The organism is Frankia sp. CcCS3 (assembly GCF_977927575.1).
Genome location: NZ_CDWRCL010000292.1, coordinates 1 through 4,137, shown reverse-complemented (window position 1 = coordinate 4,137; position 4,137 = coordinate 1). Strand labels below are relative to the sequence as shown.

The following is a 4,137-nucleotide window of genomic DNA, read 5'->3' as shown; positions in this document are numbered from 1 at the left end:
AACTTCGAAGAGCCACGATGACCGGCTCGGAAAGGAAGTCGTCCGATCGTGAGGGAAGCCGGACCTCGATCGGCTCGCGCTGACCGCGCGCCAACGAGTCGGGCCACAGCGGGAGTTCCGGTGACGTAGATAGAAGATCTTCCTCGGATGCAGATGCTGCTGCCTCGTCGGGGGTGAGCAGGCTCATGAACGCTATGTCCGCGTCAGGCAGGACGGCCGCGAGTGCGATTTCACGCCGTTCAGGCTGGGAGCGCCCGCTGAAGATCTGCGTGACGACGCGGATCCGATAGCCCCGGAATGGATCCGGCTTTACCGTCACCACTGCCTGTTCGTCGCGCGTGCGGATGCGTGCCAGAACAGCCACCCGCACACGGTCCGCTGTCTCCTGATGCATACTCGGCATGCCGTCACCTCCTTGACCTCGCTCTTCCCGCTGCCACGTCGAAGTGGCCGGCCCAAGACAGGTACCTCAGATACGATCAGAGTAATCGGTTGAGCCGGAGCCCGAGGTACGCGGCGAGCCGCCGGGCCCGCGCAAGCTCCGTGACATAGTCGATACCGGGCCGAAGAACCAGTTCGTATCGCATCTCGACCGAGCGCGCATCGACGTAAGCACGAAGATCCATCGGAAGATCTCCTCGCCGGATTCCGCAGTCGTCGAGTAGCGGTACGAGGACGTGGGTTCGTCTGACGATTTTACCATGAGCCGTGGCAAGCGCCTTCGCGTACGCCTCGACGACATAACCCACGAAGTACAGCGCAGCCAGCTGGCGCGACTGTGCGTGTAACACGGCGGCATCGGCGCCACGCTCGGAAGCCACCGCGGCCCAGTACTCGACCTGTTCGCGCCACGCTGGTTTCAGCTTGCCTCCTCCCGGCCCCAGCAAAACCCCGACATCCCCCAAAAGTGTAGCCAGAAGGTAGCGGGCCGGAACCATCGGCTCCGGCCCGCTACCGAGAAGTTGGCCCACCGGGACAGCACGAGTCTTCTGTCTTCTGAACGGGGCCCGGGGCCAGCCGCGCGGCTCAGACCTGGCGGCGGCGCTCCACCGCGTCGAGGATCTCCGCGACGGCCTCGTCCACCGGCACGCCGTTGCGCTGCGCCCCGTCCCGGAAACGGAACGACACCGCACCCTGAGCGACATCGGAATCTCCGGCCAGCAGCATGAACGGCACCTTTTGCTTCTGCGCCGTACGGATCTTCTTCTGCATCCGGTCGTCGGAGGAGTCGACCTCCACCCGGAGGCCGTGCGCGGCGAGCCGCCGGGCGACCTCGCCCAGGTACGGCACGTGCTCGTCGGTGATCGGGATGCCGACCACCTGCACCGGCGCGAGCCACGGCGGCAGCGCCCCGGCGTAGTGCTCCAACAGGATGGCGAAGAACCGCTCGATGGTGCCGAACAACGCCCGATGGATCATGAACGGACGCTGCCGGGTCCCGTCCGCAGCCTGGTACTCCAGGTCGAAGCGCCGCGGCAGCTGGAAGTCCACCTGGATGGTGGACAGCTGCCAGGTCCGGCCGATGGCGTCGCGGGCCTGCACGGAGATCTTCGGCCCGTAGAAGGCACCGCCGCCCGGGTCCATCACCAGTTCCAGGTCCTGCTTCTGCGCGGCCTCCCGCAGCAGTTCGGTGGCCTGCGCCCACTCCTCGTCGGTGCCGACGGCCTTGCCCTCCGGCCGGGTCGACAGCTCCAGGTAGAAGTCGGTCAGCCCGAAGTCGCGCAGCAACCCGAGCACGAACGTCAGCACGCTGTCGAGCTCGGCGGGTAGCTGCTCGCGGGCGCAGAACAGGTGCGCGTCGTCCTGGGTGAGCCCGCGCACCCGGGTCAGGCCATGGACCACTCCGGACTTCTCGTAACGGTAGACCGTGCCGAACTCGAACAGCCGCAGCGGCAGCTCCCGGTACGACCGGCCCCGCGACCGGAAGATCAGGATATGCATCGGGCAGTTCATCGGCTTGAGGTAGTAGTCGGTGCCGCCGTCGAGCTGCATGGGCGGGTACATGCCCTCGGCGAACCAGTCCAGGTGCCCGGAGATCTGGTAGAGCTCCGACTTGGTGATGTGCGGGGTGTTGACGAACGAGTACCCGGCCTCGATGTGCCGGCGCCGCGAGTAGTCCTCCATCGCGGTGCGGATCGCGCCGCCCCTGGGGTGGAAGACCGCCAGCCCCGGGCCGATCTCGGTCGGGAACGAGAACAGGTCAAGCTCCGCGCCGAGCTTGCGGTGATCGCGTTTCTCGGCCTCGGCCAGCCTGGTCTGGTAGGCCTTGAGCGCGTCGCGCGACTCCCACGCAGTGCCGTAGATGCGCTGCAGCTGCGGGTTCTTCTCGCTCCCCCGCCAGTAGGCCGCGGCGGAGCGCAGGATCGCGAAGGCCGGGATGGCCCGGGTGGTGGGCACATGCGGCCCGCGGCAGAGGTCCTTCCAGCACAGCTCGCCGGTCTTCGCGTCGAGGTTGTCGTAGATGGTCAGCTCGCCCGCCCCGACCTCGACACTCGCCTCGGCGTCGTCGGCCGCCGCGTCACTCGACTTCAGCCCGATCAACTCAATCTTGTACGGCTCGTCGGCGAGCTCCGCGCGGGCCTCGGGCTCGGTGACGACCCGCCGGGAGAATCGCTGGCCGGCCTTGATAATCGCCTGCGCCTTCTTCTCGATGGCCCTGAGGTCGTCCGGGGTGAACGGGGACTCGACGTCGAAGTCGTAGTAGAAACCGTTGTCGATGGGCGGCCCGATGCCCAGGCGCGCCTTCGGGAAGAGTTCCTGGACCGCCTGGGCGACGACGTGCGCGGCGGAATGCCGGACGATCGCCCGCCCGGCCGGCGAGTCAATCATGATCGGCTCGACGACGGCCCCGTCGGCGAGAACATGAGCGAGATCATGTTGCTGGCCGTCAACCAGAGCCGCGATCACGTTCCGGTCGTCGGCGAACAGCTCGGCGGCCGTCGTCCCGGTCGGCACCACCCGCGGATCGCTGCGCTGGGCGTGCTGAACGGTAAGGCGGACGTCGGACACCGAATCTCTCCTGTTGCGCTGGGAACACGGGTGCGGGGATCGCACCGCCGGTGCGTCGCCGGCCGGCAGGCGGCCCCACGGCGGGCCTTCCTGGCCCGTTCGCGATGCTACTCGCGGACGCATGGTGCCCCCGGCGAGCGGGGTACGGCGAGCGAGGTACTCAGTGTGACGGGTGCGGCTCAGTGTGACGGGTGCGGCGCGGGCGGCTCCGCCGTCGGCCGCGCACCCTCCCGGCAGCGGATGCCACCGAGGATGGTGTCGACGATCTTCGCGATCCGCGTTCCGCTCACCTCGCAGTCACCACTCATGTACTGCCGATAGGCGACCGGACCGACCAGCATGTCGACGACGAGGTCGACGTCGACGTCCGCGGCGAGTTCCCCCGATTCGATGCCGCTCCGGAGCATGGCGGCCGCCTTCTCCCGCGACGGCTCGATCACCTTCTGCGAGTAGGTGGCGAACAACTCCGGGTGCGTGCTCCGCTCGGCGACGAGCTTCGGCATGATCCGCCCGGACAACGACTGGAGGTTGTGCCGGCGCAGCGCATTCAGCCAGGCCACCAGGTCGTCGCGCAGGGAGCCGGTCTCGACCGCGTCGAGACTGTCGGCCAGGGTGTCCAACGCGTCCCCGATCAGGGCATCCTTCGTTGGCCATCGGCGATAGACCGTCGCCTTGCCGACCCCGGCGCTGGTCGCCACCGCCTCCATCGACAGGCTCGCGAAGCCGACCGTCGCGAGCTCGTGCAGCGCGGCATCGATGATCGCCTCATCGCAGCGGGTGTCCCTCGGACGACCGGGAGCGCGGGAGACGCGGACCCCGGAGGGCACCCGGTCGGACGGCCGCCGAGGATGCGGAGTGCGCACGTCCCGGGTGGCCATCAGGCGGGACACCGGTCTGATCCCCCGCACGCTCCGTCGCCGCCGTGCCGATGCATCCGCATGGAAAGGCCACCCGCCACCTTGATCGCGCCGCACGTTCCCGCCGGACTTCAAGATCAGCATACGTCCCAGCCGGCCAAGACGCATCCGTTTGCCAGGGCAGCGGCGTGGCGTGCGTCGCGTTCCACGCCGATCGGGCCATGGTCCACCGCGAAACCACCACCCGAACGCCCCAGCCCGAACAGCCACC

At 68.3% G+C, this 4,137-nt stretch carries 4 protein-coding genes; all 4 read right to left on the bottom strand.

What is annotated here, in order from left to right:
• A partial coding sequence (locus tag AC08OQ_RS18090) for a hypothetical protein (protein ID WP_476605778.1) occupies positions 1-403 on the bottom strand: 403 nt, incomplete at its 3' end.
• Positions 404-479: 76 nt separating this feature from the next.
• Complete coding sequence (locus tag AC08OQ_RS18085; RefSeq protein WP_476602175.1) at positions 480-938, bottom strand: hypothetical protein; 459 nt, start codon at positions 936-938, stop codon at positions 480-482.
• 88 nt (positions 939-1,026) lie between these two features.
• Positions 1,027-3,009 carry a threonine--tRNA ligase gene (thrS, locus tag AC08OQ_RS18080; protein ID WP_462187550.1) on the bottom strand — a complete coding sequence of 661 codons (1,983 nt, stop codon included), beginning with the start codon at positions 3,007-3,009 and terminating at the stop codon, positions 1,027-1,029.
• 179 nt (positions 3,010-3,188) lie between these two features.
• Entirely contained in the window at positions 3,189-3,899 is a 711-nt protein-coding gene (locus AC08OQ_RS18075; protein WP_476602174.1) for a TetR/AcrR family transcriptional regulator, read from the bottom strand.
• Positions 3,900-4,137 lie beyond the last annotated feature (238 nt).